Below are 25,187 nucleotides of genomic sequence, written 5' to 3' on the forward strand. Positions count from 1 at the left end.
ACAATCGACAAGGTTAGAAACTAATTTAGTGTAAACCCTAATCTTTAACTTGTGTAAACCATGTCCCTTTACGAACAAAATGTCAATATAAAATCTAAAAACAAAAAAAGTTATTAACCCGAAAACGTTGTAGTAGATTTTTTATCAAAAAAGGAGTTAATTAATTACTAAATTCACAATCAATTAATTCAAAAACCATTAGATATGTTCAATTTTACTACTTCTTTTTTAAGAATATTTACATTAAAGAACAAGCTATATAGCTTCCTTTTATGTGTACTGTTTTCATTTACTATTTTACAGGCTCAACAATCTAACGATAGTCGTGTCATGCTTCAAGGTTTCTATTGGGAATCTGCCGCTAACAACCCAAACAATTGGTATAATATTGTAAATAACTTAAGTCAAGAAATATCAGATATTGGTATTGATATGATTTGGCTTCCGCCACCAAGTGATGCAGGATCTCTTGAAGGTTACTTACCTAGAGAATTAAATAATTTCAGCAATAACTATGGAAGTCAATCTGCACATCAAAATATGTTAAATGCGTTAAATAATAAAGGCATAGATCCCATTGCAGATATTGTAATTAATCACAGAGTTGGTTCATCAAATTATGTAGATTTCACAAACCCGCAATGGAATACAGATGCCATTACTTCTAATGATGAAGTTTGGGGAGTTCCTGCTTATTTTAACACCTATCCTCGAGGTAGTTTTGATACTGGAACATCTTATGAGGCCGCAAGAGATATTGACCACACAAAAGGATATGTACAAAACAGTATTATTCAATTTTTAAATAATTTAAAATCTTTAGGTTATAAAGGATGGCGTTACGATTTTGTTCATGGTTTTGATGAATATTATTTTACACTTTATAATAATGCAACTAACCCAACATTTTCTGTTGGAGAACACTACACTTCTAATAAGCAAGTAATACAAGATTGGATAGATGCAACTGGTTCAACTGCTTTCGATTTCCCTACATATTTCACATTAAAATCTGTAGTTAGAGATAATAATTATTCTTACTTAAATAATAATGGTTCTGCTTCTGGTGGTATTGGTTGGGATTCTAGAAATAACACAACTTTTGTAGAAAATCATGATACACCACGTTACGACCAACCAAATAATGTTTTAAACGCTGGAAATGTAGGACAAACCTACGCTTATCTTTTAACTCATCCTGGAGTACCTTGTATTTATTGGCCACATTTATTTGATTGGGGAAACAATGTAAAAACAGAGATTACAGATTTAGTAGGTATAAGAAAAGCCGCCGGAATACATAGTCAAAGTAATATGAGTATTCAAACGGCTCAAAATGGTGTATATGCTGCAATAATAACTGGAGACAATTATGAGGTTGCAATGAAAATGGGACCTAATAGTTGGAGTCCGCAAGGTAATGGTTGGACTTTAGCTGCTTCTGGAAATAATTATGCTGTATGGACAAAAGGCAATACATCACCTCCAACTAGCGATTCATTCACTATTTATGTACAAAACTATTCAACAATTTATAGTTGGGATGACAATCAAAATGCGACTAACGGTAATTGGCCTGGAACAAATTTAACAGATTTAGGAAACGATTGGTTCTCTACTACTGTATCTGGCACCTGTTCTAACATTATTTTTAGTAATAATGGAAGTAACCAAACCTCTGACCTATATACTTGCAATGATAAACCATATTACTATCAAGGCAATTGGTATGCTAATGATCCTACTTCTGGTAACACTAATACTTTTACTGTTTATGTTCAAGGGTATTCCCATTTGTATAGTTGGGATAATAACCAAAATGCAACCAATGGAAATTGGCCAGGAACAACATTAAATAACGCGGGAAATGGATATGTTTCTGCTACAGTTCCTGGAAATTGTTCTAATATTATTTTTAGTAATAATGGTAGTAATCAAACGGCAGATCTTAACACTTGTAGTGATAAACCATATTTTTATAACAATTCTTGGCATAGCAATCCAGCAAATGGAAAAATAAATACGCAACTTGATTTAAATACTATCAATAATACTATTAAGATCTCTCCAAATCCTTTTCGAGACTATAGTGAGATATCATTTGAGGTTTCCCAAAAACAAAGTAATGTCTCTGTTAAACTTATTGGATTAAACAATGAAGAAATTTCTCTATTTAACGGTGTATTAAAAAAAGGAAAACATAGTATTAAAGTAAACGCTAACACATATAGATTAAAACAATCGTTTTACATATGTCGTATAAACATCAATGGAAAAATCTTTAATAAAAAATTAATTAAACTTTAATTAGTCTATAGTTTCTTTTAAGAAAGCTGTTCTTTTGAGCAGCTTTTTTTATTTTTGAATTATCTATAAAACCTATTTATGCGTTTATTAATTACCATATTATTTTTATTACTACTATTCAATTGTGAAAACAAACCTTCTAAACAAGAAAAAAAAGTAACTGTACCAGTTAAAATTGACACTATTAAGGCCAACGCTGCTAAAATTGAAGTTGAAGACATAGTTATAGATAGCTCAAAATTAACTTTAGAAGAAAAATTCCTTCCGCTTAATAGTAAAAATGCTATGGATTTCTTTTTAGAATATGAAAAAGAGAATAAGGAAAATAAAGTGCGTATGTATACAGAATATGGTAATATAGATATATTATTATATGACAAAGTGAAATTCCATCGCGCAAATTTTATATTCTTAGTAAAGCATCATGTTTTTGATGGTACTCAATTTCATCGTGTAGTAAAAGATTTTGTTATTCAAGGTGGTAATTCAGATAATAAAAAAGTTCTTAAAAAAAGGCGAAAAATTGGTAGATACTTATTACCACCAGACACAAAACGAGGTTATAAACATCATCGTGGTGTTATTTCTGTTCCTAGTAGTGAGATTGACAATGCCTATAAACTGGCATCTCCTTTCGAGTTTTTTATCACACAAAAAAACCAACATCATTTAGATGGAGACTACACCATTTTTGGAAAAGTAATAAAAGGAATGTCTGTTGTAGATAAAATAGCAGAACAAGAAGTAGATGGCGGCCATTGGCCTGTACATAATATATATATTAAAAAAGTTGAGATTATTAAATAGTTTTATTCTACTTTAATTATATCATCAGTGCTATATACTCTTTAATACTATAGAGAAGTCTTTTCTTAAAGTTCTTCTTATTAAGAACAAAAATGCATACCTTGAATCCTTTCTTTTTAAACCCTAAGAATTATGCGCGCACAAAACATTTCAAAAATAATCTTATTTAGTATGCTAATAAATATAACTGCATGCAAAAAAGATGAACAAAAAAAAGAAACAGTAATGATAGATAATTTATTATTGAAAGAATGGGTTGGTCCATATGATGGCGTTCCAGCTTTTGATAAAATGAAAGTAGAAGATGTAAAGGCTGCTATGGAAAATGCTATGGCTATAGGTCTAGAAGACATAGAAGCAATAGCTAACAATAATGAACCTGCTACTTTTGAAAATACCATTGCAGCAATGGAACGTTCTGGTAAAGATTTAAATCGATTATTTGCATACTATGGAATATTCTCTAGCAATATGAGCTCTCCGGAATTTAGAGATGTCTCTAAAGCATTAGCGCCTAAACTATCTGAATACAATTCTAAAATTAATCAAAATGAAAAATTATTTCAACGTATCAAAACAGTCTATAATGCTGCTAAAACAAAACCTTTAGAAGCAGATCAACAACGTGTTTTAGAATTAAGATATAAAGGTTTTGAAATGAATGGTGCCGAATTAGATACCGAAAAGAAAAAACGTTATGCAGCTATTAATAAAGAATTATCATCATTATATAGCGATTTTTCAAACAACACTTTACACGATGAGGAAAATTACATTACTTATTTAACAAAAGATCAATTAGATGGATTGAGTGAAGGTTTTATAAAATCTGCAGCTGCAATAGCAACTGCAAATGGTCAAGAAGGAAAATATGCCATTACTAATACACGTTCATCTATGGATCCTTTTTTAACCTATTCTACTAATCGTGAATTACGTAAGCAAGTTTGGACCAACTACTACTCGCGTGGTGACAACAATGACAAATACGATAATAAAAAAATAATAGCTAAAATTTTAAAATTACGACGTGAACGCGTTGAATTATTAGGCTATAAAAACTATGCAGAATGGCGTTTACAGGATCGTATGGCTAAAACACCAGAAAATGCAATGGGATTAATGGAAGCTGTATGGCCTGCAGCTATTGGCCGTGTAGCAGAAGAAGTCGCAGACATGCAAGCCGTTGCTAATAAAAGTGGTGACAACATTACTATTGAGCCATGGGATTACAGATTTTATGCAGAAAAAGTACGTAAAGAAAAGTACGATTTAGATAGTGATGAAGTAAAACAATATCTACAACTAGATAAACTAACGCAAGCCTTATTTTATACAGCTGGCCGTTTATTTAATTACAAATTTGTACCAGTAAAAGAAGGTACTGTTCCTGTTTTTCATGAAGACGTAAAAGTATGGGAAGTAACAGACAAAGATTCTGGCAATCATATTGGATTATGGTATTTAGATCCATTTGCAAGACAAGGAAAACGTTCTGGAGCTTGGGCTACCACTTATAGAAGCCATACAACTTTTGATGGTAAAACTAATGTACTCGCCTCAAACAATTCTAACTTTGTAAAAGCAGCTCCAGGAGAAGCTGTTCTAGTTTCTTGGGATGATGCCGAAACATTTTTTCATGAGTTTGGTCACGCATTGCACTTTTTCTCTTCTAATGTAAAATACCCAACATTAAATGGTGGTGTTCGTGATTATACAGAGTTTCAATCACAATTATTAGAACGTTGGCTATCTACAGACGAAGTTATAAACCAATTCTTAGTACATAATAAAACTGGCGAGCCAATACCTGCTACTTTAGTTGCAAAAATTAAAAAAGCATCTACTTTTAATCAAGGTTTTGGTACTACAGAATATTTAGCCTCTGCTTTAATAGATATGAAATTACATTTAGCAGATCCAGAAAATATAGATATTGCCAAATTTGAAAAAGAAACTTTAGCAGCATTAAACATGCCTAAAGAATTACCAATGCGACATAGAACACCTCATTTTGGTCATGTATTCTCTGGCGAAGGCTATGCAACAGCATATTATGGTTACATGTGGGCAGATGTTTTAACTAGTGATGCCTCTGAAGCTTTTAAAGAAGCCGAAGGTGGTTTTTATGATAAAGATGTAGCTGATAAATTAGTTAAGTATTTGTTTGCGCCAAGAAATTCTATGGATCCAGCTGAAGCTTATAGATTATTTAGAGGTCGTGATGCTAAAATTGAAGCCTTAATGCGTGATCGTGGGTTTCCTGTGACTGAGTAAAACAAAGACAATCCAACAGTGATTAAATTAAGAAATCTCAATCTTAACGATTTAGAAATATACAAATACTGGAAACTACCTTTTCATAAGTATCATTCACTAAATGGGCCTTATTTTAAAAAAGACTCTAAAGAGACTATAGAAAAACAAATAGAAGTATTAAAAAGTGATTTTACTTCAGGTAAAAATACATTAGAAAATAAAAATATTATATCTAATAAACAAAATGATATTATTGGAGAAGTTAGTTGGTATTGGAAATCTCAAGAAACCAATTGGATGGAAATAGGTATTGTAATTTTCGATGAGAAATTCTGGAATAAAGGTATTGGATATTTAGCGCTTAAATTATGGATAGAAAAAATATTTAATGAGAAAAAAGATATTATACGATTAGGAATTACAACTTGGTCTGGAAATTATGGAATGATAAAACTTGCTAAGAAATTAGGAATGAAAAAAGAAGCAGAATATAGAAAAGCGCGAATTATAGATGGCACGTATTATGATTCTATTAGTTATGGTATTCTAAAAGAGGAATGGTATAATAACTAAGCATACTATTTCTTTATTTTATTAAATTTATGAAAGACTATTTTAAACTTCAATTTAAACTATTAAATAGAAAAATAGTAGATTTTGGAATACCGCTTTTAATTGGTTATGCTCTAATACCGCTAATCTTTATTCTATTGTCTAACTTTCTATTCTCAAAAACAGAGTTTGCAAGTTATATTTATGTTTTTTCCGCAGTAAGTCTTACTTCGATGCTAAGTTCTAAAGAAAGAAATGATTTTTTAAAATCTATATATAATAAAAAAGATTATCAGAAATTAAGAGTTCTTGAAAATTTAATTTTTAGCTTTCCTTTTATATTATACTTACTTTATAAGGGTTTATTTATCTATCCTTTATTTTTAATGCTTTTAATTATAGTAATTTCTTTATTTAATTTAAACACAAATTTTAATTTCACTATTCCTACTCCTTTTCACAAAACACCTTTTGAATATATAGTTGGGTTTAGAAATACATTTTTCATTTTCCCAATCACATATTGCCTAACATATATTTCCATTATGGTAGATAATATTAATCTTGGTGTTTTTTCAATATTATTAATAGGCGTCATATGTTTCTCTTATTACTCTAATCTTGAAAATGACTATTATGTTTGGAATTTTAATGTATCGCCAAAAAAATTTCTATTAAAAAAAGTAAAAACTTGTTTAATAAATTTCACCTTTTTAATACTACCAATTGTAATTACATTAACTATTTTCTTTTTTAAAGAAACAGGAAACATTTTAACCTTTACAATGTTATGTTACATCTATCTCATCACAATAGTTTTTGCAAAATATTCTAGTTTTCCACATAAAATGAGTTTACCTCAAGGTATTATCTTTGCAATTAGTATTATGTTTCCGCCTATATTAATAGTAATAATACCAATGTTTTTTTCTCAATCTCTAAAAAAACTAAATACCATTTTAAATAATGATTAGTATAAAAAAGCTATCCAAATCTTATGGTAAAAATCAAGTACTAAAAAGTATTGATCTAGAATTTGAAAAAGGCAAAGTTTATGGCATTGTAGGAGAAAATGGAGCAGGAAAAACAACCTTATTTAGATGTATTGCCGAGCTTGAAACATATACAGGTCAAATCTCATCAGGTTTTGATATACTTAAAGACCATTTAGGTCTTTTACTTACAGAGCCTTTCTTTTTCTCTAAAATCACTGGAAAAGAGTACATACAACTACTTTCTAGTGCAAGAAACATTTCTATTTCTAAAATAGAAGACAAAAACATATTTAATTTACCTTTAAACCAATACGCGTCTACCTATTCAACAGGAATGAAAAAAAAGTTAGCAATAACTGCTATTTTATTACAAAAAAATGAACTTTTTATTCTCGATGAACCTTTTAATGGTGTAGACATTCAAAGTAATTTAATTATTAGTGAGATTATAAAAAAACTTCATTCACTTGGAAAAACAGTCATTATTTCTTCACATATATTTTCTACGTTAGCAGATACTTGTAGTGAAATCTATTTAATGCAAAATGGGAAAATAATAAAAAAAGTACCTAAACAAGAGTTTAGCATACTTGAACAAGAAATGAAACAATTTTCAATTGGAGATAGTATAGAAAAGCTTGGGTTAGAATAATAACCTTTTTATATCTAGTCTTTATACAAACTAGGTAACCTCAGCTTAAATTTTACTGCCAAAATTCTAGTAATAATAACAACTAAACCAGCTATTATAAATACGAAGTCACCTTGTATTGGTAACTTATTAATTAAAAAATAAGAAATCCCACCAAAAATACATGCAGTAGCATAGATTTCCTTTCTAAAAATAACAGGTATTTCATTACATAAAATATCGCGAATAACACCTCCAAAACAAGCAGACATAGTCCCTAAAGCAATACAAATAATTGGATGTAAACCTGCAGATATTCCTTTTTCCACACCAACAACAGTATATAAACCAATACCAATAGTATCAAACAAAAAGAGAGATTTACGTAAATAATCTATTTTAGATTTAAAAACAACTGCTGCTATTGTTGAAGCCATTATTACGTAAACAAACGTCATATCTTTCATCCAACTTACTGGTGTTTCTCCAATTAAAACATCACGCAATGTTCCGCCACCAACTGCTGTAACAAAAGCTATAATTAAAATTCCAAAGGCATCCATTTTCTTATTTAGGGCTACCAAAACACCAGAAATAGAAAAAGCAATAGTTCCTAAAATATCAATAGTATAGAACATTACATGTTTTGTGTGTAGTAATTATAATCTTTAAGAATAATATCTATAAACTCTATATCAGTTTCTTTTATCTGTTCCTTTACCTCTACAACTTCAACAATTTTTTGTCTTAAACGGATTAAAGTTTTATAATCTTTAGACTTTTTTGCAGTGATAAAAGTATCTTTAATAATACGAGCATCGTTATCAGATAATTTAATAACATTAGGATAAGTAGGTATGTAATTTTCTTTTAAATCCTCAAGAATTGTATGACTAATATTTACCTTGTTTTTTAAAGCGATAACTCCTGTACCGGCTGTTATATCACCTAATCTTTGACTTTTACTACTAGTTATAATTGAAATTAAAGCCACTATACCGCTCATAAGGTTTAAATCTACTATTCTAAAAAACCATCTTACAACAAAATCTGCTAAAGACGCTTGATAGCCATCTATTTTAACAACTTGAATTTTTATAATTCGTTTACCTATAGTTTGCCCATCAAGTAGGGTTTCAAAAATTAATGTGTAAAAAATAACTGGTAAATAAAAAAACAAAAAAACAGCTATACGAGACCAATTGTCCATTCCTCTTGTCATATCTTCAAATCCAAGAATATTGAATAGTATTTGATACATAACAATAATATAGGCTATTTTAATAAGCCAATCTATAACATAAGCTAAAATACGTTCTCCAACGCTAGCTGCGGTAAAATTTATATTTACGTTTTGAGTTGTATTTATTTGTATTTCTACCATAGTTATTACAAATCTATTTTATAATTTAATGCAAACAACTTTTTAGTTAATAATATTTCAAATAAAAATAAAAAAATATGTAGATTTGAGTTTCTATGAGAGAAGTTGCATTTATTAAACAAAATAAAGAAAAATGGTTAGAATTTGAAAAAGCTATTTTAGGAAAGCAATTAAAAAACCCAGATGAATTAGCTTCTCTATATACCCAATTAATTAACGACCTATCATACGCCCAAACCTATTACCCAAAAAGTAAAACGGTTTTATATTTAAATAACTTAGCCGCAAAAACATTTCAGAAAATTTACAAAACAAAACGAGAAGACACCAATAGATTTCTTTGGTTTTGGAAAACAGAAGTTCCTTTAATTGTATACGAATATAGACGTTATGTTCTCTATGCCTTTTTAATCTTTGGCGCTTTTGTTTCTATTGGCGCACTTTCTGCAGCTTACGATGATACTTTTGTTAGATTGGTTCTTGGAGATGAGTATGTTAATAAAACTCTAGAAAACATTGAAGCAGGTGATCCTGTTGCCGTATATAAAAGTGGAAGTAATTGGGGTAGTTTCTTTGGCATTACTCTTAACAATTTATATGTAGGAATACTATCATTTATATATGGTGTTTTTGGAGGCTTAGGCACTGGATATATACTTATGGAAAATGGTATTATGCTAGGTGCATTTCAATATATGTTTCAAAAAGAAGACGTATTATGGGAAAGCGTACGTGGCATATGGATTCATGGAGCCATGGAGATATTTGCAATTGTTATAGAAGGTGCAGCTGGTCTATTATTAGGAGCTAGTCTCTTATTTCCTAAAACATTTTCAAGATTAACCTCTTTTAAAATGGGAGTTAAAAATGGAGTTAAAATTTTAATTAGTACATTTCCTTTTACAATAGCTGCTGGTTTTTTAGAAGGTTATGTTACTAGATATTCTAATACAATGCCTAACTGGCTATCTGTTAGCATAATATTATTTACATTAAGTCTTATTTCTTTTTACTACTTAATTTATCCCTTTATCATTAATAAAAAAATAAAAAAAGCTTATGCAATTATACCAAAATAGAGGCTTTAACGAGTTTTTTCAAGATACATTTACTTTTTTAAAACTAAACGGAAAGCATTATTTTAAACACTATTTTATTATAAATGGTGCATTACTACTAATTCTTGCAGTACTTACATATTACATGTCTAAATTTTATACAGATACTGTTTACGGTAATTTACTTGGTGGAGTTGGAGTTAATAATTCTAATCCTTTTGAAGATTATATGAACGAGAATTTTGGAATGTTCTTTCTAATCATGCTTGGTATTATTATTATGTTCATGATTTTAGGTATTGTTTCATATGCATATACTCCTATTTATTTTAAACTATATGAAAAAAATAACAATACTAGTTTTTCAACAAAAGACATAATTGATATGTATAAAAAACATAGTGGGAAACTAGTTTTATTTATTGTTTTCGGTATTCTTCTAGCTATACCAGTTGGTATTGCATTTGGTATTGGTATGATGCTACTTGCTATTACAATTATTGGTATACTAGCAATACCTTTACTTGTAGGTTTTTTAGCTGGCTTATATAATATGACATTATTAGAATACTTAGACGGTAAAAGAAATTTTTGGGATAGCTTTGGTTATGCTTGGACATTAATTACTTCTAAATTTTGGCATGCTGTTGGTTGTATGGGGATTTTTTATTTAATCACTTACATCGTTCAACTTGGTCTTAGTGTTTTTCAATCTGCATTTAGTACTGCTAGTATATTAACAGGTATAGAAAGTAATAATTTAAGTGTCGAAGAACAGAGTTTAGGCATGACAGTCTTTTTACTTTTTATATTTTTTATTACTTTTTTAGTAAGTATGACAATGAGTATCATTAATCAAACAAATCAAAGTATAGTATATTATGGTTTAAAAGAAGAAAAAGAAAATGTTAATACAACTTCTGTAATTGATCAAATAGGAAACAGTGAGTTTTAAATACATATTATACATTTTATTTTTCAACTTTTGTTTTAGTTTCTCTTCTAAAGCAAATACTATATCCAATACGTATAAATCTCAAATAACAGATTCTTTACAAATAGATGATTCTGCTGTTTATCCAAAACAATTCGATGATTTAAAACGAAGATATAACGATAGCGATTTTATATATGAACGCACCAAACAAAGTTCTGGATGGTGGACAAGATTTAAAGAGAGTATTTCTAATTTTTTTAGAGATTTATTCAATTTTAAAAATGCGGGACAAGCTTCTAATTTTACAGATACATTATTAAAAATCGCTGGAATTATTGTTATACTGCTCGTTATATTCTTCATATTTAAAGCTATTGTAAACAAAGAAGGAAATTGGGTTTTTGGTAAATCTAGTGACAAAAAAATTATTCCAGTTACAGACATTGAAAGTAATATCCACACTACAGATTTTAAAACACTAATACAGCAAGCTGAAGCCGATAACAACTTTCGTTTAGCGGTACGTTATTATTATTTATGGCTTCTTAAATACTTAACTCAAAATGAAATTATTGAGTATGATGTTGAAAAAACAAATAGCGATTACCAAAACGAAATCTCATCTAAGGATATAAATAAACAATTTGCATACACCTCATATTTATATAATTATATATGGTATGGTGAATTTAATATTAATGACAAAGAATTTGACAAGGCAAAACATGCTTTTTTAACCTTTATAAATAGTTTAAAAGCATGAATAAAACCTTGAAATTTTACATTGGACTTTTAATCCTTCTTTTAACATTCATTGTATATGTTGAGTTTTCTGCTGTAAAACCAATAAACTGGACAAAAACATATAATGAAACGCATAAAATACCATTTGGAACTTATGTGTTTTATAATGAGTTAAAAAATCTATTTAATGATAATGAAATAGAAAATATAAATGTGTCTCCATACGAATATTTTAATGACCGCTATAATTGGGAAGATAGTAGTTATGTAACTTCGGGAACTTATATTTATATAAAAGAGAATGAACCTGTAGATAATGTTTCTGCACAAGAATTAATGGATTTTGCTTCACATGGAAACACTGTTTTCATGTCTACAAACTATATCCCTAATAGTTTTAAAGACTCCTTAAACATTGAAACAAAAAGCCAATACACAATTAAAGGTAATGCAAAATTAACATTAGCGAACTCAAGGTTTAAAAACGATTCTATAAGTATAGAAAAAGGACTTAATAATCTTTATTTTTCAGAGTTAGATTCTTTAAACACAACTGTACTTGGCTATCAAGTTTTTGATAGTATACCATATATTAATTATGTTAAAATTGAACATGGTTCTGGTAATCTCTTTCTTCATTTACAACCAACTGCATTTACAAATTTTAATTTATTAAAAAAGGACAATAAAAAGTATACAGAAGCTTTATTAGCTTATTTACCAGAAACTACAATTTTTTACGATTCGGTTAATAAGAAAAGAAAAGAAATGGGTAACTCTAAATTACGTTTTATTTTAAGTAAGCCTGCTTTAAGGTATGCTTGGTATTTAGCACTACTATCTTTAATTTTCTTTATGATTTTTAATGCCAAACGTAGACAACGTATCATTAAAGTTATTAAACCTCATGAAAATACGACCGTTGGTTTTGTAAAAACAATTGGTAATCTATATTTTGAAACTAAAGATCATAACAACCTTATTGAGAAAAAAATAATGTACTTTTTAGAACATATAAGAAGTGCTTATTATTTAGATACTCAATTTTTAGATGAAAAATTCTCAAAAAATTTAGCTCTAAAATCTGGAAAAAATAAAACTGAAATAAAAAAATTAATTAGTACAATCTCTTTTTTACGAGCTAAACAAAACTGTACAGAAGACGATTTACTAAACCTTAATAAACAAATTGAAGGCTTTTATAAAGTATAAATCATATGGAAGACAATACAACTAACGAAGAAAACACTCAAGATCAATTACATTTAACTAATGAAACAGATAATGAGAACAATAATGTAAACTTTAAAAACAGGATTGATTTAAGCGAACTTCAAGATGGTGTTGCTCAAATTAAAAATGAAATTGGAAAAGTAATTGTTGGCCAAAAAGGAATGATAGATATGCTTATAGCATCTATACTTGCCAATGGACATTCTTTAATAGAAGGTGTTCCTGGTGTAGCAAAAACTATCTCTGCTCGTTTATTGGCTAAATCTTTAGAAATCGATTTTAGTCGTATTCAATTCACTCCAGATTTAATGCCTAGCGATATTTTAGGAACGTCTATTTTTAATATGAAAACATCTGAGTTCGATTTTAAAAAAGGTCCTATTTTCTCCAATATGATACTTATAGATGAAATTAATAGAGCGCCTGCAAAAACGCAAGCCGCTTTATTTGAAGTTATGGAAGAGAGACAAATTACAATAGACGGCCATAAATATGCTATGGATTTACCTTTTATTGTTTTAGCAACTCAAAACCCAGTTGAGCAAGAAGGAACCTATAGATTACCAGAAGCGCAATTAGATCGTTTCTTATTTAAAATAGATATAGACTATCCAAACCTTGAAGAAGAAATAGAAATATTAAACCGTGAACATGCCATGCAAGGTGGCAAGAAAATAGATAAAATAACGGCATTTTTATCAAAAGAGAAAATTTCAAGATTTCAAGATTTAGTAAACCAAATAATAGTAGAGTCAGATTTATTAAAGTATATAGCAGATATTATAATAAATACACGTAACAATCCATTTTTATATTTAGGAGCTTCTCCAAGAGCTTCTATTGCTATTTTAAAAGCAAGTAAAGCATTTGCAGCAATGAGTGGAAGAGATTTTGTTACGCCAGAAGATATAAAAAAAGCAGCTATTCCTGTATTACAACACAGAGTTATTATTACACCAGAACGAGAAATGGAAGGCATTACAACAAAACAAATTATAAATCAAATTATTGAAGCTGTAGAAATCCCTAGGTAAATTTTAAGATAAGAAGAACAAATACTAGTCAACAATAATGCTAAAAAAAATCAAACCATTTTATCTACAAAATCGTTTCTTTTATGCCTGTTTAGGTATAATTATTTTATATGTTATTAGTTTTGTATTCCCAAGGTTATTAAATATTGTTTCTACCCTGCTTCTTATTTTATTAGCCTTAACTTTTTTAGACACTTTGCTACTATTTTCAGCAAAAAAGGGATTAAAAGCTCAACGCGTCTTACCCGAAAAACTATCGAATGGAGACCAAAACCCTATTAGATTAATTATTGAGAATTTTTATACACTTCCTATTTACGCAAAAATTATAGATGAAATACCAGAACAGTTTCAAATAAGAAATTTCAATATTGAAAGAAAATTAGATTCTTCGAGTGTTTCAGAAATAGAATATAAATTACGCCCTGTAGAACGTGGTGAATATCATTTTGGAAAATTAAATATTTATGCTACTTCAATTTTCAATTTAGTAGGAAGACGTTTTAGTTTTAACGATAATGCTATGGTACCAACCTATCCAAGTTTTATTCAATTACGTAAATACGATTTACTTGCCATTAGTAATAATTTACATCAATATGGAATAAAAAAGGTTCGAAAACTAGGGCACACTATGGAATTCGAACAAATTAAAGAATATGTTTTAGGAGACGATTTAAGGACTTTAAACTGGAAAGCAACTGCCAAACGCAATCAATTAATGGTTAATCAATTTCAAGATGAAAAATCTCAACCAGTATATTCTGTAATAGACAAAGGACGTGTTATGAAAATGCCCTTTGAAGAATTAACACTTTTGGATTATGCTATTAATGCGGCTTTAGTTATTTCCAATGTCGCTTTAAAAAAACATGATAAAGCTGGTATTTTTTCATTTTCTAAAAAAGTTGAGAATAGAGTTGTTGCAGAAAAAAGAACTTCACAAATGAATCTTATATTAGAATCACTTTATAATGTAAAAACAGATTTTTTTGAAAGCGATTTTGGTACATTATATGGAGATGTAAAAAGAAATATAACACACAGAAGCTTAATTTTATTATATACAAACTTTGAAACTTTAGATAGCTTACATCGTCAATTGCCATATTTAAAGGGTATTGCTAAAAGTCATCTTTTAGTTGTTATTTTCTTTAAAAATACAGAGTTAAATTCGTTAATTGAAGATCAAGCAGAAACGGTACAACAGGTATATGATAAAGTCATCGCAGAAAAATTTGCTTACGAAAAGAAACTTATAGTAAATGAATTAAAAAAATACGGTATTTTCTCTATTCTTACTACTCCAGAAAACCTTACCATAGATACTATTAATAAGTACTTAGAAATAAAAGCTCGAGGCTTATTATAATCTTAAAACTGAGTTTTATCTTTCTTATTTAACACTTTATCTACTATAAGGAACATATGTTTTTATTTTCTATTTTTTAGTATATCTTGCTATTGCTATTAATATTTTACAAATAAAAACCCGATGAAACCAGTAGGCCATCTTATCCTAATTTTACTGTGTGCGCTACTTTCGCATACCTCTTTCTCTCAAACAAAAAACAATCCATGGACCGTTAATTTTGGAGCTAATGCTATAAATAATCCAGTACGAGAACAAGAAGCAGGATTAGCTAGATTTAAAACATGGAATTTAAATTCTGCAGGGTTTAGACTTTCTGTGGGTCGCTTAATAAAAAACAGAATTACTTTTGAAGGTGTAGCTTCACTTAATAGTTTAAAAGAGAATTATCCTATAGAAGAAAATAAAGACTTACAATACCCATATGTCTCATTAGATGGTATGTTTAAATATCAATTCACAAAAGGTTTAGGGTTGTTTGATCCTTATGCAACCATTGGTGGTGGTTATACCTGGTTAGATACTGTTGGCGCAGGTACTGTTAATGGTGGCGTTGGATTTAATATATGGGTAGGCAATCACTTTGGTATTAATGTACAATCTGTATACAAACACGCTTTTGAAGATTATGGTTTACAGCACTGGCAACATTCTGCAGGTATTGTTTTTAAATTTGGTGGAAAAGACTCGGATAATGATGGTATAAATGATGATGTAGATGCCTGTCCAGATTTATTTGGAATTATTGAATCCAATGGCTGCCCTGATGCAGATAGAGATACAGTAATAGATTCTGAAGATTTATGCCCAAATGATTTTGGACCAGCAAGTATGAGAGGTTGCCCGGATAATGATGGTGATGGTACTCCAGATAAATATGATAAATGCCCAACAGTTAAAGGTGCTATTAACGACGATGGATGTCCAAGAATAGATACAGATGGAGATGGTATTGATGATAGATTTGATAAATGCCCACAACAGCCTGGTGTGCAGGAAAACCAAGGCTGCCCAAAAGTTGTAACACAACAAGAAAAGGACCAACTAGCTAATATAGAGAGACAAAAAGTTACGGATAGAAATAAAGCTATAAAACAACAGGTACTTAATGATATTAATGGTTTTTCTAAAAACATTACATTTAATAACGGTCAATCTACTTTAACATTAAAAGGACAAAATGCTTTAAATGAAATTATGAAAATTATGAAAATTCAAGTGAATATGAAATTTCATATAGCTGGCCATACAGACAATACTGGGGCTTCTAAAAGCAACTTAACGTTATCAGAAAAAAGAGCTGCATCTGCAAAAACGTATTTAATTGCAAATGGCATTGATGGAGCTAGATTAACTTCTCAAGGCTACGGAGAAGAAAACCCTATTGCAGACAATAATACTAGCGAAGGGAGATTACAAAACAGGAGAATTGAAATTTTCATAATCAATTAACAATTCATCCTAAAAAAAAGACAATTGGGTAATATCAATTATAGAAATGCATGTGTTTGTTAGATATTTGAATCATCAATAACAAATAAAATCTATATAACATGAACTTTTCTAAAACAAATCAAGAGAGCTTAAGAAATAAAAATAGCATAAGTAAAATTTTATCTTTAACAATACTATTTACTTTATTTACAATTTTAGGTTTTTCACAAGAGAAAAAAGGACAAACTATTACTGTAACAATAGACAATGTAAAAAGTAATACAGGAGCTGTTCTTTTAGGACTACATGATAGTACTACTTTCATGAAAACCGATGCTTTACAAGCTGCTAAAAGCAAAATTGAAAACAATAAAATTACAGTAACTTTTAAAAATGTAAAACCAGGGGAATATGCTATTATAGCTGTACATGATGAAAATGAAAATGGCAAAATGGATTACGAAAGTCATGGTATGCCACTAGAAAGTTATGGTGTATCTAACAACCCTTTAAGTTATGGTCCTCCACAGTATAATGAAGCTAAATTTAATTTAGCAAATAAAGATTTAAATCTTAATATTAGATTCTAATTATAAAACGTAAAAATTTAAAAGCGGTAACTTTAAATAAAGTTTACCGCTTTTTATCTTTTAAATTCCATCACTCAACCAAGCATTCATCATCCATAGTGTTTTCTCTTGTTCTGCAATAAAATCACTCATTATTGTGTTTGTCCCTTCATCTTTAGCATCATCAGATTTATTTAAAAGGTCACGTTCAATTCTAATTAAAACTTCTAAAGAATCAACAATTAAACTTACAGCTTTGTCATCTTTAGAGACATTTTTACCAACTTTAACTTTTGCAGTATTAATATAATCATCAAAAGTATGTAATGGTATTGCACCTAATGTTAAAATACGTTCAGCTATCAAGTCTATCTTTATATTTACATCTGTATATAATTCTTCAAACTTAACATGTAAATCAAAAAAGTTTTTACCCTTTATATTCCAATGTATGCCTCTTAAATTCTGATAGTATATTTGAAAATTGGCTAACAAGTTATTTAAGTCTTTAGCAAGTTCTTCTGTTTTTTCTTTATCCAATCCTAAGTTATTTAATCCCATAATTTTATTTGTTTTTATTCTATTTCAAAATTAATCAAGAAATAAATCCAAATAACTATAGATTTTATTGATAGATTTTATATTTTTATAGCCTAAAACTATAAAGAAGATGACGATTACGCAATTAACCTATGTATTAGCAGTCGCAGAACATCAAAACTTCACTAAAGCAGCAGAGAAATGTTTTGTAACGCAACCAACTCTAAGTATGCAAATTCAAAAATTAGAAGATCAATTAGACATTCTAATTTTCGATCGCAGTAAAAAACCTATTGAATTAACAGATGTAGGCTCTAAAATAGTTAGCCAAGCAAAAAATATTGTAAATGAATCTTATCGTATACAAGACATTGTAGATCAACAAAAAGGCTTTATTGGTGGTGAGTTTAGATTAGGAATAATTCCTACAGTAATGCCTACTCTACTCCCAATGTTTCTCAAAAACTTTATAAAAAAATACCCTAAAGTAAAATTAAAAATAGAAGAGTTAACTACAGAAGAGATTATTACTAGAATTAATGACGGGCATTTAGATGCAGCTATAGCTGCAACTCCTTTAGAAAATGAAAATATAAAAGAACGTGTGCTTTATTTTGAACCATTTGTAGCCTATATCCCAGCTAGTCATAGATTAAATGATAAAAAAATTATTGAAATTTCAGATTTAGACATAGATGATATGTTATTATTAGAAGATGGTCACTGCTTTAGAGATGGCGTTATAAATCTATGCAAGGTTTTCAAAGATCAAAATGATGAACACTTTCAATTAGAAAGTGGCAGTATAGAAACATTAATTAAACTATCTAATGAAGGTTTAGGAATGACATTACTACCTTACTTACATACTATGGATATGAATAAAGATGCTAAAGAAAATTTACATCATTTTAAAGAACCATCTCCAGCTAGAGAAGTAAGTATTATTTACCATAAAAGTGAGTTAAAAATGCAAATTATTGAAGCTATGCAAGATGTTATTTCTGGCATTATTAGAGGTGCAATTGCTTTTCAAAATGTAGAAATTATCAGTCCGATATCTAAATAAACTATACAAAAAAGCGACTCGTAAGTCGCTTTTTTTTATGCTTTTAAATAGATTAAACATTTATTTAAGTCAGGATTTTCATTAACTAAAGACTCTATATAAATCTTTAATTCTTCAATTTCATAAGGTAATAACCTTTGAAGTGCTTTTTGAACTTCCTTACAAAACAAGTTAACGTCAAAACTCACTTTATTTAGTATCGTTTTGGTGTACTCGAACATTGCTCTTGCCATAATAAGTAATTAGGGTTTAGTTAAAATAAAAAGGTAAAAGTATGTATAGGCAAACGGTTTATAAATTCGATTAAATGTAATAAAAAAAAAGGCTCAAAAAACATTTTGAGTTCTTTTTAACAGTTAAAAAATTCTTAATTAACGTTATTAAAATCTATTATCTCCATCAAGAATATTACCTAAACCTCCTAAAATACTACCTTCTCCTTTACTATTTCCGCCTCTAGGTAAACTAGCAATAACTCTATTTGCTAAACGGCTAAATGGTAATGATTGTATATAAACTGTTCCTGGACCTTCCAACTTTGCAAAAAACAAACCTTCACCTCCAAAAATGCTATTTTTAATACCTCCAACAAATTCAATATCATAATTCACATCTTGTGTAAAACCAATAATACAACCAGTATCTACTCTTAAAGTTTCTCCAGCTCTTAATTCTTTTTTTGCAGTAGTTCCTCCAGCATGAACAAATGCCATACCATCTCCTTCTAATTTTTGCATTATAAAGCCTTCTCCACCAAATAATCCTCGTCCTAACTTTTTACTAAATTCTATACCTACACTTACACCTTTAGCCGCGCATAAAAAAGCATCTTTTTGGCAAATAAACTTACCTTCAAACTCTGTTAAATCTATTGGTATAATTTTTCCAGGGTATGGTGAAGCAAAAGAAACATTACGCTTACCATCTAAAGCATTATAAAAAGCTGTCATAAACAAACTTTCTCCAGTAAGTATTCGTTTACCAGCACCTAAAATTTTGCCTAGAAAACCTTGGTCTTTTTTTGATCCATCACCAAAAATGGTATCCATTTTTATACCATCGTCCATCATCATAAAGCTTCCAGACTCGGCAATAACGCCTTCATTAGGATCTAGCTCTATCTCTACATATTGCATTTCTTCTCCGTAAATTCTGTAATCTATTTCGTGTGCTGTCATTTTTTATTTTTTTTGATTAATACGATCATTTAATGGTTAGAAGTAAAAAAGCAAAACATGTTACAAGAAAAACTCTATTTTTAATTTTTAACTTTTACAGACCACTCAAAATTAAAAGTAGATACTACTACTCCATCTTTATTAGTACCAACAGACTGCATCCAAAGCGTTTGTCCTTCACCTGTTTCTATTGTCTTTTTTAGTGCTTCATCTATTAAATGTCCATCTTCACATTTAAAAACAATCCTACCTGTTGCCTTTTTAGTAAAAGAGGCATTATTATTAGACACTAACATAGAGACTTTCTTTCCACTCTCTCTTATTTTCATTAACACTAACGCGCCTGTAGTTAATTCTGCAGCCATACCTTGAACAGCCCAAAACATAGATCTAAATGGATTTTGATTAATCCAACGATGCTTAACACTTACAGTACAAGAATTTTCATTTATAGATTTTACACGCACCCCAGTTAAAAAAACTGATGGCAACTTTAACATGTTAAAAGTATTTATTTTACTAGGTGTTAGTTTCATTTATAGTTTGATTTTTTCCAAAATTATCGAAAATATTCGACAACTCAATATGTTAAAATTTTGTTAATATTTAGTACTATGCGTAACATAATACCTTCTTTTAGACATATATTTGTATAAGAAACTATTATATACTTTTTAAAATGACCGAAAATAACCATAACAATATTGCCACTTTTATTCATTTATCTACCTTTTCTAGGTTTATAATTCCCTTTGGAAATTTTATTGGACCATTGGTACTATGGATTGTAAATAAAGACAAATCACAATTTATAGATGAACATGGTAAACAAGCCATAAATTTTCAAATAAGTATTTTATTATACGCCATGATTTTAGGTGTTTTAACAATTCCATTCTTTGCTTTTAATTTTTTAAATGGAATTGATTTTATGGATTTCGACTTATTTGATGGTATACATATTAATATTAATGAACCGTCACCACTATTTTACATAGGTGGTTCTCTAGGTTTTTTAGCATTTATAGGGTTTCTTTTAGAGGTTGTCTTTATAATTAAAGCCAGTTTAAGTGCTAGAGATGGAGAGCGTTATCATTATCCATTAACTATAAACTTTTTAAAATAATATTTCATCAATAATCAATCAACAATCAAATCAATCAAAAAATGAACAGTTTAACGAAATTTAAAATGAGACTATGAAGATAGAAAACACAAAAGCACAAATGCGAAAAGGTGTTTTAGAGTATTGCATATTATCTGTCTTAAAAGACAATGATGCATACGTTGCCGAAATTTTAGGCACGCTAAAAGAAGCCAAATTGCTTGTTGTTGAAGGCACAATTTACCCGCTTTTAACAAGATTAAAAAACGCAGGTCTTCTCGATTATCGTTGGGAAGAATCAACCTCTGGACCGCCAAGAAAATACTATTGTTTAACAGAAACAGGAAAATTGTTTTTAAAAGAACTAACCAAAACTTGGGACGAATTACAAACCGCAGTTAATACCGTAACACCCTCAAAAAAACAAAAAAAATGAATAAAACAGTCAACATAAATTTAGCAGGTATATTTTTTCATATAGATGAAGATGCATACTTAAAATTACAGCGCTATCTTGAGGCTATAAAACGTTCATTTACAGACTCTCAAGGACGTTCTGAAATTATAGCAGATATAGAAGCTAGAATCTCAGAATTATTTTCAGAACGTGTAAAACACGATAAACAGGTTATAAGCACAAAAGAAGTAGACGAAGTTATTTCTATTATGGGGCAACCTGAAGATTATCTTGTAGACGATGAAATTTTTGAAGATGAACCAAAACAGAGACAATATTCAAAAAACACCTCATCAAAAAAATTATTTAGAGATACAGACAACTCATATGTTGGTGGTGTTTCTGCAGGATTAGGTCATTATTTTGGAATCGATGCTCTTTGGATTCGTATTATCTGGTTTCTATTAATTTTTGGTGCAGGGACAGGTATAATACTTTATATACTATTATGGATTTTTATTCCTGAAGCAACAACTACTTCAGAAAAAATACAAATGACAGGAGATAAAGTGACCATCTCTAACATTGAAAAAAAAATTCGTGACGGGTTTGAAAACGTAGGACAAAACCTTCAAAAAACTGGAGATAAGCTTAAAGAAAGCTTAGAACATGCTTCTGATAGTGTTTCAGACTCAGTCAAGAATATAGATTTCACTAAAAAGGGAAATAGTATAAAATCGAGTTCAAAATCCTTTTTTGACACCATGGCAGATGTTTTCATGATGTTTATTAAAATCTTTGCAAAATTTATTGGTCTTATATTAATGTTTGCAGCAGCTATAGGTGTAATTAGCTCAGCAATTGGGTTAATCTTTGGTTCTTATGCAAACAACAGAGTTCATTTTTTTAATTCAGATTTAATAGATGTATCTAATGCTTCTGGTTTACCATTCTGGCTTATTTCTATACTTACATTCTTTACTGTTGCTATCCCTTTATTTTTTCTATTCTATTTAGGGTTAAAAATTTTAGTGAAAAATTTAAAATCTATTGGAAATACTGCTAAATATAGCTTAGCAGGCTTATGGCTAATCTCAGTTATTGGTTTATCTATAATGGCTATTAAAGAGGGATTATCTCAAAAAGAAGAGGCTCAAGTTATTAAAACAGAAAAAATCGAAAACATAAAAGCTAATGATACGCTTATCTTATCTATGAAAAGCAACGATTATTTCGCCAGTAGATTTCGTAGAGATTCTGGATTTAATATAGCATATGATGAAGATGGTAACAAAGTAAAGTATTCGCAAGACATTAGATTAATTGTAAAATCTACTAGAGATAGTGTTGCTAAAATTAGAATAAATAAAATGTCTAACGGCGGCACATATAAAGAAGCAAAAAGCTTCGCTGAAAACATTTCTTATAATTATACTATATCTGGTAACGAACTACAATTAGATAATCATTTAATTATTGATAAAAATAAAAAAGTAAGATCTCAAAATATTGAAGTAACCTTATACCTACCTGAAGGAAGTATCTTATTTGCAGATAACAATACTTATTATTATCACAGAAATAATTCTAGATATTACAACGACATTTTAAATAATGGTAAAGAAAACCACTATTTAAAAGTAAAAAACAACAGATTAGAATGTTTGGATTGCGGGGACAACAATAATGATGATGATGATGATGATGATGATTTTGAAGTAAAAGTTGATGTCAATAATGATAACACCAAACTAAAAATTAATAATGAAGGTTTTGAAGCTAAAAATGAAAACACAGAAGTTATAATAGATGATAATGGTGTAAAAGCAAAAAACAAAAATGTAAATGTTACCATAGATGATAATGGTATAGAAATTACTTCTGAAAAGAAAAAAGACTAATACAGAATGAAATCAATCAAATCAGTCTTTTTTATTACGTTAGTCTTTCTATGCTACACAAATAGAATTGAAGCTCAAATAGCAAAAAATTCTGAGCTATTTAAAACCTTAAAACAAAATGACAGCTTATTGTTTAATGAAGGTTTTAATAAATGTGATGTCAATCAATTTGAAACATTTATAGCTTCAGATTTTGAGTTTTATCATGACAAGCATGGCATCACAAATTCTAAAGAAGCTTTTATGTTATCTATAAGTAATGGGCTATGTAATAAATCTAATACAATAAAATCTAGACGTGAACTTGTAAAAGGTAGCCTTAGTGTATACCCATTGTACAACAAAGGAGTGTTATATGGAGCCATACAAAAGGGAGAGCATAAATTCTTTGAAAAACAAGATAATAAAATAGAAAGAAAAACTAGCATAGCTAAGTTTACACATTTATGGATTAAAAAAGAATCACAATGGCAAATTAAAAGAGTGTTAAGTTTTAATCATAAAATGCAGAAATGACAATATTATAAACAAAAAAATCAATCAATCAAAAAAACCAATCAAAATGATCACAATTGCAAAATTAGTAATCAATACTTTACTTGAAATATTTGTGTAAAGTTAAACCGTTTAATCAACCAAATTCTTAGACCATTTCAAACTTAGAAAAGTTTGGGATGGTTTTTGTTTTATATTTGTTATATCAATTTAATATCTAAACATGAATAAAAAATTACACCTAGCGCTTTTTGCCATTCTTATTACTTTCTCAAGTTTTTCTCAGGATAAAGAAAAAATTAAAGGAAGTAGAAATGTAATAACCGAATTAACCGAAGTTGCTAAATTTAATAGACTTGTTGTTGGTGAAGATTTTGAAATTAAACTCTTACAAGGTTTTACACCATCTGTTCAAATTGAAGCCGACGATAATTTATTTAAATCTGTTGCTTTTGATGTACAGGAAGGAAGCTTAAAATTTAATAAACTACAACGTGTAACTTCACATAAAAAATTTGAAATTACTGTTGTTTTTGTCGATTCATTGAATACTGTTGAACTAAAGGACAATAGCGAAATCACATCAGCTAATGCATTAAATTTAGAAGATTTTACTCTAATTACTAATAAATCTACAGAGGCTTATTTAACACTAAAATCTACAAATTTCAAACTTATACAGAACGAAAAAAGCAAAGCCGAATTAAATGTAACTGCTGAAAATGTATCTATAGAATTAAATGATGGCACTAATTTAAAAGCCTTAATTAATGCTTCAGAAATTAATATAAATATGCCTAAAAAAGCGCATGCAAAAATTGAAGGCGACACAAATAGCTTAAATATTACCACAGACAACAATGCTGTATTAAAAGCTGAAAAATTAACAGCAAAAGATTCTAATTTAATCACTAATGGAAAAGCCGATGTATATATTGAAGTTACTAAAGAGCTAACCATAGAAGCATCAGGTTCTACAGAAACATACATTTATGGTAGTCCAAAAATTGGCTTAAATAAATTTGAAGGCGAAGCTATTATAAGAAAAAAATAAACCGATTTAATATAAAAAAAAGCCGAAGTAAAAACTTCGGCTTTTTTTATGCTATATGTCCCGTCCTGAAATAAGTTGACAAAAAATCGACTTATTAATGAAAAGTAAAGAGAACAAAAGAGTTAAACGAAC

General features: G+C 29.0%; 26 protein-coding genes. 20 read left to right on the forward strand and 6 right to left on the reverse strand.

The window, feature by feature from the left end:
- The first annotated feature begins 204 nt into the window (after window positions 1–204).
- From Q0997_RS19245 to Q0997_RS19270, 6 genes are all read left to right on the forward strand, one after another.
- Entirely contained in the window at window positions 205–2,307 is a 2,103-nt protein-coding gene (locus tag Q0997_RS19245; protein ID WP_299892079.1) for a starch-binding protein, read from the forward strand.
- A 78-nt stretch (window positions 2,308–2,385) separates the two neighbouring features.
- On the forward strand, window positions 2,386–3,114 hold the full coding sequence (locus Q0997_RS19250; protein WP_299892083.1) for a peptidylprolyl isomerase: 729 nt from the start codon (window positions 2,386–2,388) through the stop codon (window positions 3,112–3,114).
- A gap of 132 nt (window positions 3,115–3,246) precedes the next feature.
- Window positions 3,247–5,391, forward strand: coding sequence for a M3 family metallopeptidase (locus Q0997_RS19255; RefSeq protein ID WP_299892086.1), 2,145 nt, complete (start codon window positions 3,247–3,249; stop codon window positions 5,389–5,391).
- 18 nt (window positions 5,392–5,409) lie between these two features.
- Window positions 5,410–5,946 carry a GNAT family protein gene (locus tag Q0997_RS19260; protein WP_299892088.1) on the forward strand — a complete coding sequence of 179 codons (537 nt, stop codon included), beginning with the start codon at window positions 5,410–5,412 and terminating at the stop codon, window positions 5,944–5,946.
- Window positions 5,947–5,975: 29 nt separating this feature from the next.
- A complete protein-coding gene (locus Q0997_RS19265) occupies window positions 5,976–6,899 on the forward strand; it encodes an ABC transporter permease (RefSeq protein WP_299892091.1) in 924 nt (307 codons plus the stop codon).
- Complete coding sequence (locus Q0997_RS19270) at window positions 6,892–7,572, forward strand: ATP-binding cassette domain-containing protein (RefSeq protein WP_299892094.1); 681 nt, start codon at window positions 6,892–6,894, stop codon at window positions 7,570–7,572. The genes Q0997_RS19265 and Q0997_RS19270 overlap by 8 nt, the downstream gene beginning before the upstream one ends.
- Window positions 7,573–7,586: 14 nt before the next feature.
- On the opposite strand, the gene Q0997_RS19275 is transcribed toward Q0997_RS19270, so the two are convergent.
- Both Q0997_RS19275 and Q0997_RS19280 read right to left on the reverse strand, forming a co-directional pair.
- Window positions 7,587–8,189: a trimeric intracellular cation channel family protein gene (locus Q0997_RS19275; RefSeq protein ID WP_299892097.1), complete on the reverse strand. Its 603-nt coding sequence runs from the start codon at window positions 8,187–8,189 to the stop codon at window positions 7,587–7,589.
- Window positions 8,189–8,935 carry an RDD family protein gene (locus Q0997_RS19280; protein ID WP_299892100.1) on the reverse strand — a complete coding sequence of 249 codons (747 nt, stop codon included), beginning with the start codon at window positions 8,933–8,935 and terminating at the stop codon, window positions 8,189–8,191. Before Q0997_RS19280 ends, Q0997_RS19275 begins: the two co-directional genes overlap by 1 nt.
- 95 nt (window positions 8,936–9,030) lie before the next feature.
- Between Q0997_RS19280 and Q0997_RS19285 the strand changes: the two genes are divergently transcribed.
- From Q0997_RS19285 to Q0997_RS19320, 8 genes are all read left to right on the forward strand, one after another.
- The gene (locus Q0997_RS19285; RefSeq protein ID WP_299892104.1) at window positions 9,031–10,014 is read left to right on the forward strand and encodes a stage II sporulation protein M; all 984 of its coding nucleotides are present in this window, start codon (window positions 9,031–9,033) and stop codon (window positions 10,012–10,014) included.
- Window positions 9,995–10,948 carry a hypothetical protein gene (locus tag Q0997_RS19290; protein ID WP_299892107.1) on the forward strand — a complete coding sequence of 318 codons (954 nt, stop codon included), beginning with the start codon at window positions 9,995–9,997 and terminating at the stop codon, window positions 10,946–10,948. Before Q0997_RS19285 ends, Q0997_RS19290 begins: the two co-directional genes overlap by 20 nt.
- Window positions 10,938–11,693: a DUF4129 domain-containing protein gene (locus tag Q0997_RS19295; RefSeq protein ID WP_299892110.1), complete on the forward strand. Its 756-nt coding sequence runs from the start codon at window positions 10,938–10,940 to the stop codon at window positions 11,691–11,693. The genes Q0997_RS19290 and Q0997_RS19295 overlap by 11 nt, the downstream gene beginning before the upstream one ends.
- A gap of 8 nt (window positions 11,694–11,701) precedes the next feature.
- Window positions 11,702–12,886 carry a DUF4350 domain-containing protein gene (locus tag Q0997_RS19300; RefSeq protein ID WP_299892113.1) on the forward strand — a complete coding sequence of 395 codons (1,185 nt, stop codon included), beginning with the start codon at window positions 11,702–11,704 and terminating at the stop codon, window positions 12,884–12,886.
- A gap of 5 nt (window positions 12,887–12,891) precedes the next feature.
- Window positions 12,892–13,941, forward strand: coding sequence for a MoxR family ATPase (locus Q0997_RS19305; protein ID WP_299892116.1), 1,050 nt, complete (start codon window positions 12,892–12,894; stop codon window positions 13,939–13,941).
- A gap of 37 nt (window positions 13,942–13,978) precedes the next feature.
- Window positions 13,979–15,313, forward strand: a complete 1,335-nt coding sequence (locus Q0997_RS19310) for a DUF58 domain-containing protein (RefSeq protein ID WP_299892119.1) — start codon at window positions 13,979–13,981, stop codon at window positions 15,311–15,313.
- A gap of 123 nt (window positions 15,314–15,436) precedes the next feature.
- Entirely contained in the window at window positions 15,437–16,765 is a 1,329-nt protein-coding gene (locus Q0997_RS19315; protein ID WP_299892121.1) for an OmpA family protein, read from the forward strand.
- A 101-nt stretch (window positions 16,766–16,866) separates the two neighbouring features.
- Window positions 16,867–17,337 carry a DUF2141 domain-containing protein gene (locus Q0997_RS19320; RefSeq protein ID WP_299892124.1) on the forward strand — a complete coding sequence of 157 codons (471 nt, stop codon included), beginning with the start codon at window positions 16,867–16,869 and terminating at the stop codon, window positions 17,335–17,337.
- A 60-nt stretch (window positions 17,338–17,397) separates the two neighbouring features.
- Here the strand turns inward: Q0997_RS19320 and Q0997_RS19325 are convergent, their stop codons facing one another.
- Window positions 17,398–17,877, reverse strand: coding sequence for a Dps family protein (locus Q0997_RS19325; protein ID WP_299892128.1), 480 nt, complete (start codon window positions 17,875–17,877; stop codon window positions 17,398–17,400).
- A gap of 109 nt (window positions 17,878–17,986) precedes the next feature.
- Between Q0997_RS19325 and Q0997_RS19330 the strand changes: the two genes are divergently transcribed.
- On the forward strand, window positions 17,987–18,925 hold the full coding sequence (locus tag Q0997_RS19330) for a LysR substrate-binding domain-containing protein (RefSeq protein WP_299892131.1): 939 nt from the start codon (window positions 17,987–17,989) through the stop codon (window positions 18,923–18,925).
- Between the two features lie 35 nt (window positions 18,926–18,960).
- On the opposite strand, the gene Q0997_RS19335 is transcribed toward Q0997_RS19330, so the two are convergent.
- The 3 genes from Q0997_RS19335 to Q0997_RS19345 all read right to left on the reverse strand — a co-directional run bounded on the left by Q0997_RS19335 (window position 18,961) and on the right by Q0997_RS19345 (window position 20,639).
- Window positions 18,961–19,158, reverse strand: a complete 198-nt coding sequence (locus Q0997_RS19335) for a hypothetical protein (RefSeq protein ID WP_299892134.1) — start codon at window positions 19,156–19,158, stop codon at window positions 18,961–18,963.
- 147 nt (window positions 19,159–19,305) lie between these two features.
- A complete protein-coding gene (locus Q0997_RS19340) occupies window positions 19,306–20,103 on the reverse strand; it encodes a TIGR00266 family protein (RefSeq protein ID WP_299892137.1) in 798 nt (265 codons plus the stop codon).
- An 80-nt stretch (window positions 20,104–20,183) separates the two neighbouring features.
- Window positions 20,184–20,639, reverse strand: a complete 456-nt coding sequence (locus Q0997_RS19345) for a DUF4442 domain-containing protein (protein WP_299892140.1) — start codon at window positions 20,637–20,639, stop codon at window positions 20,184–20,186.
- 143 nt (window positions 20,640–20,782) lie between these two features.
- On the opposite strand from Q0997_RS19345, the gene Q0997_RS19350 reads away from it, so the two are divergent.
- The 5 genes from Q0997_RS19350 to Q0997_RS19370 all read left to right on the forward strand — a co-directional run bounded on the left by Q0997_RS19350 (window position 20,783) and on the right by Q0997_RS19370 (window position 25,055).
- Window positions 20,783–21,229, forward strand: coding sequence for a DUF4870 domain-containing protein (locus Q0997_RS19350; protein ID WP_299892143.1), 447 nt, complete (start codon window positions 20,783–20,785; stop codon window positions 21,227–21,229).
- A gap of 73 nt (window positions 21,230–21,302) precedes the next feature.
- A complete protein-coding gene (locus tag Q0997_RS19355) occupies window positions 21,303–21,644 on the forward strand; it encodes a PadR family transcriptional regulator (protein WP_299892146.1) in 342 nt (113 codons plus the stop codon).
- Complete coding sequence (locus Q0997_RS19360; protein WP_299892149.1) at window positions 21,641–23,506, forward strand: PspC domain-containing protein; 1,866 nt, start codon at window positions 21,641–21,643, stop codon at window positions 23,504–23,506. The genes Q0997_RS19355 and Q0997_RS19360 overlap by 4 nt, the downstream gene beginning before the upstream one ends.
- 6 nt (window positions 23,507–23,512) lie before the next feature.
- Window positions 23,513–24,022, forward strand: coding sequence for a DUF4440 domain-containing protein (locus Q0997_RS19365; RefSeq protein WP_299892152.1), 510 nt, complete (start codon window positions 23,513–23,515; stop codon window positions 24,020–24,022).
- Window positions 24,023–24,224: 202 nt separating this feature from the next.
- On the forward strand, window positions 24,225–25,055 hold the full coding sequence (locus tag Q0997_RS19370; protein WP_299892154.1) for a DUF2807 domain-containing protein: 831 nt from the start codon (window positions 24,225–24,227) through the stop codon (window positions 25,053–25,055).
- Window positions 25,056–25,187 lie beyond the last annotated feature (132 nt).

Source organism: uncultured Lacinutrix sp. (genome assembly GCF_947500325.1).
Lineage (GTDB): Bacteria > Bacteroidota > Bacteroidia > Flavobacteriales > Flavobacteriaceae > Lacinutrix.

Coding starts and splice junctions, on each gene's coding strand:
- Q0997_RS19245 (WP_299892079.1), top strand. CDS start 205: ATGTTCAATTTTACTACTTCTTTTTTAAGAATATTTACATTAAAGAAC.
- Q0997_RS19250 (WP_299892083.1), top strand. CDS start 2,386: ATGCGTTTATTAATTACCATATTATTTTTATTACTACTATTCAATTGT.
- Q0997_RS19255 (WP_299892086.1), top strand. CDS start 3,247: ATGCGCGCACAAAACATTTCAAAAATAATCTTATTTAGTATGCTAATA.
- Q0997_RS19265 (WP_299892091.1), top strand. CDS start 5,976: ATGAAAGACTATTTTAAACTTCAATTTAAACTATTAAATAGAAAAATA.
- Q0997_RS19270 (WP_299892094.1), top strand. CDS start 6,892: ATGATTAGTATAAAAAAGCTATCCAAATCTTATGGTAAAAATCAAGTA.
- Q0997_RS19275 (WP_299892097.1), bottom strand. CDS start 8,189: ATGTTCTATACTATTGATATTTTAGGAACTATTGCTTTTTCTATTTCT.
- Q0997_RS19280 (WP_299892100.1), bottom strand. CDS start 8,935: ATGGTAGAAATACAAATAAATACAACTCAAAACGTAAATATAAATTTT.
- Q0997_RS19285 (WP_299892104.1), top strand. CDS start 9,031: ATGAGAGAAGTTGCATTTATTAAACAAAATAAAGAAAAATGGTTAGAA.
- Q0997_RS19290 (WP_299892107.1), top strand. CDS start 9,995: ATGCAATTATACCAAAATAGAGGCTTTAACGAGTTTTTTCAAGATACA.
- Q0997_RS19305 (WP_299892116.1), top strand. CDS start 12,892: ATGGAAGACAATACAACTAACGAAGAAAACACTCAAGATCAATTACAT.
- Q0997_RS19310 (WP_299892119.1), top strand. CDS start 13,979: ATGCTAAAAAAAATCAAACCATTTTATCTACAAAATCGTTTCTTTTAT.
- Q0997_RS19315 (WP_299892121.1), top strand. CDS start 15,437: ATGAAACCAGTAGGCCATCTTATCCTAATTTTACTGTGTGCGCTACTT.
- Q0997_RS19320 (WP_299892124.1), top strand. CDS start 16,867: ATGAACTTTTCTAAAACAAATCAAGAGAGCTTAAGAAATAAAAATAGC.
- Q0997_RS19325 (WP_299892128.1), bottom strand. CDS start 17,877: ATGGGATTAAATAACTTAGGATTGGATAAAGAAAAAACAGAAGAACTT.
- Q0997_RS19330 (WP_299892131.1), top strand. CDS start 17,987: ATGACGATTACGCAATTAACCTATGTATTAGCAGTCGCAGAACATCAA.
- Q0997_RS19335 (WP_299892134.1), bottom strand. CDS start 19,158: ATGGCAAGAGCAATGTTCGAGTACACCAAAACGATACTAAATAAAGTG.
- Q0997_RS19340 (WP_299892137.1), bottom strand. CDS start 20,103: ATGACAGCACACGAAATAGATTACAGAATTTACGGAGAAGAAATGCAA.
- Q0997_RS19345 (WP_299892140.1), bottom strand. CDS start 20,639: ATGAAACTAACACCTAGTAAAATAAATACTTTTAACATGTTAAAGTTG.
- Q0997_RS19350 (WP_299892143.1), top strand. CDS start 20,783: ATGACCGAAAATAACCATAACAATATTGCCACTTTTATTCATTTATCT.
- Q0997_RS19355 (WP_299892146.1), top strand. CDS start 21,303: ATGAAGATAGAAAACACAAAAGCACAAATGCGAAAAGGTGTTTTAGAG.
- Q0997_RS19360 (WP_299892149.1), top strand. CDS start 21,641: ATGAATAAAACAGTCAACATAAATTTAGCAGGTATATTTTTTCATATA.
- Q0997_RS19365 (WP_299892152.1), top strand. CDS start 23,513: ATGAAATCAATCAAATCAGTCTTTTTTATTACGTTAGTCTTTCTATGC.
- Q0997_RS19370 (WP_299892154.1), top strand. CDS start 24,225: ATGAATAAAAAATTACACCTAGCGCTTTTTGCCATTCTTATTACTTTC.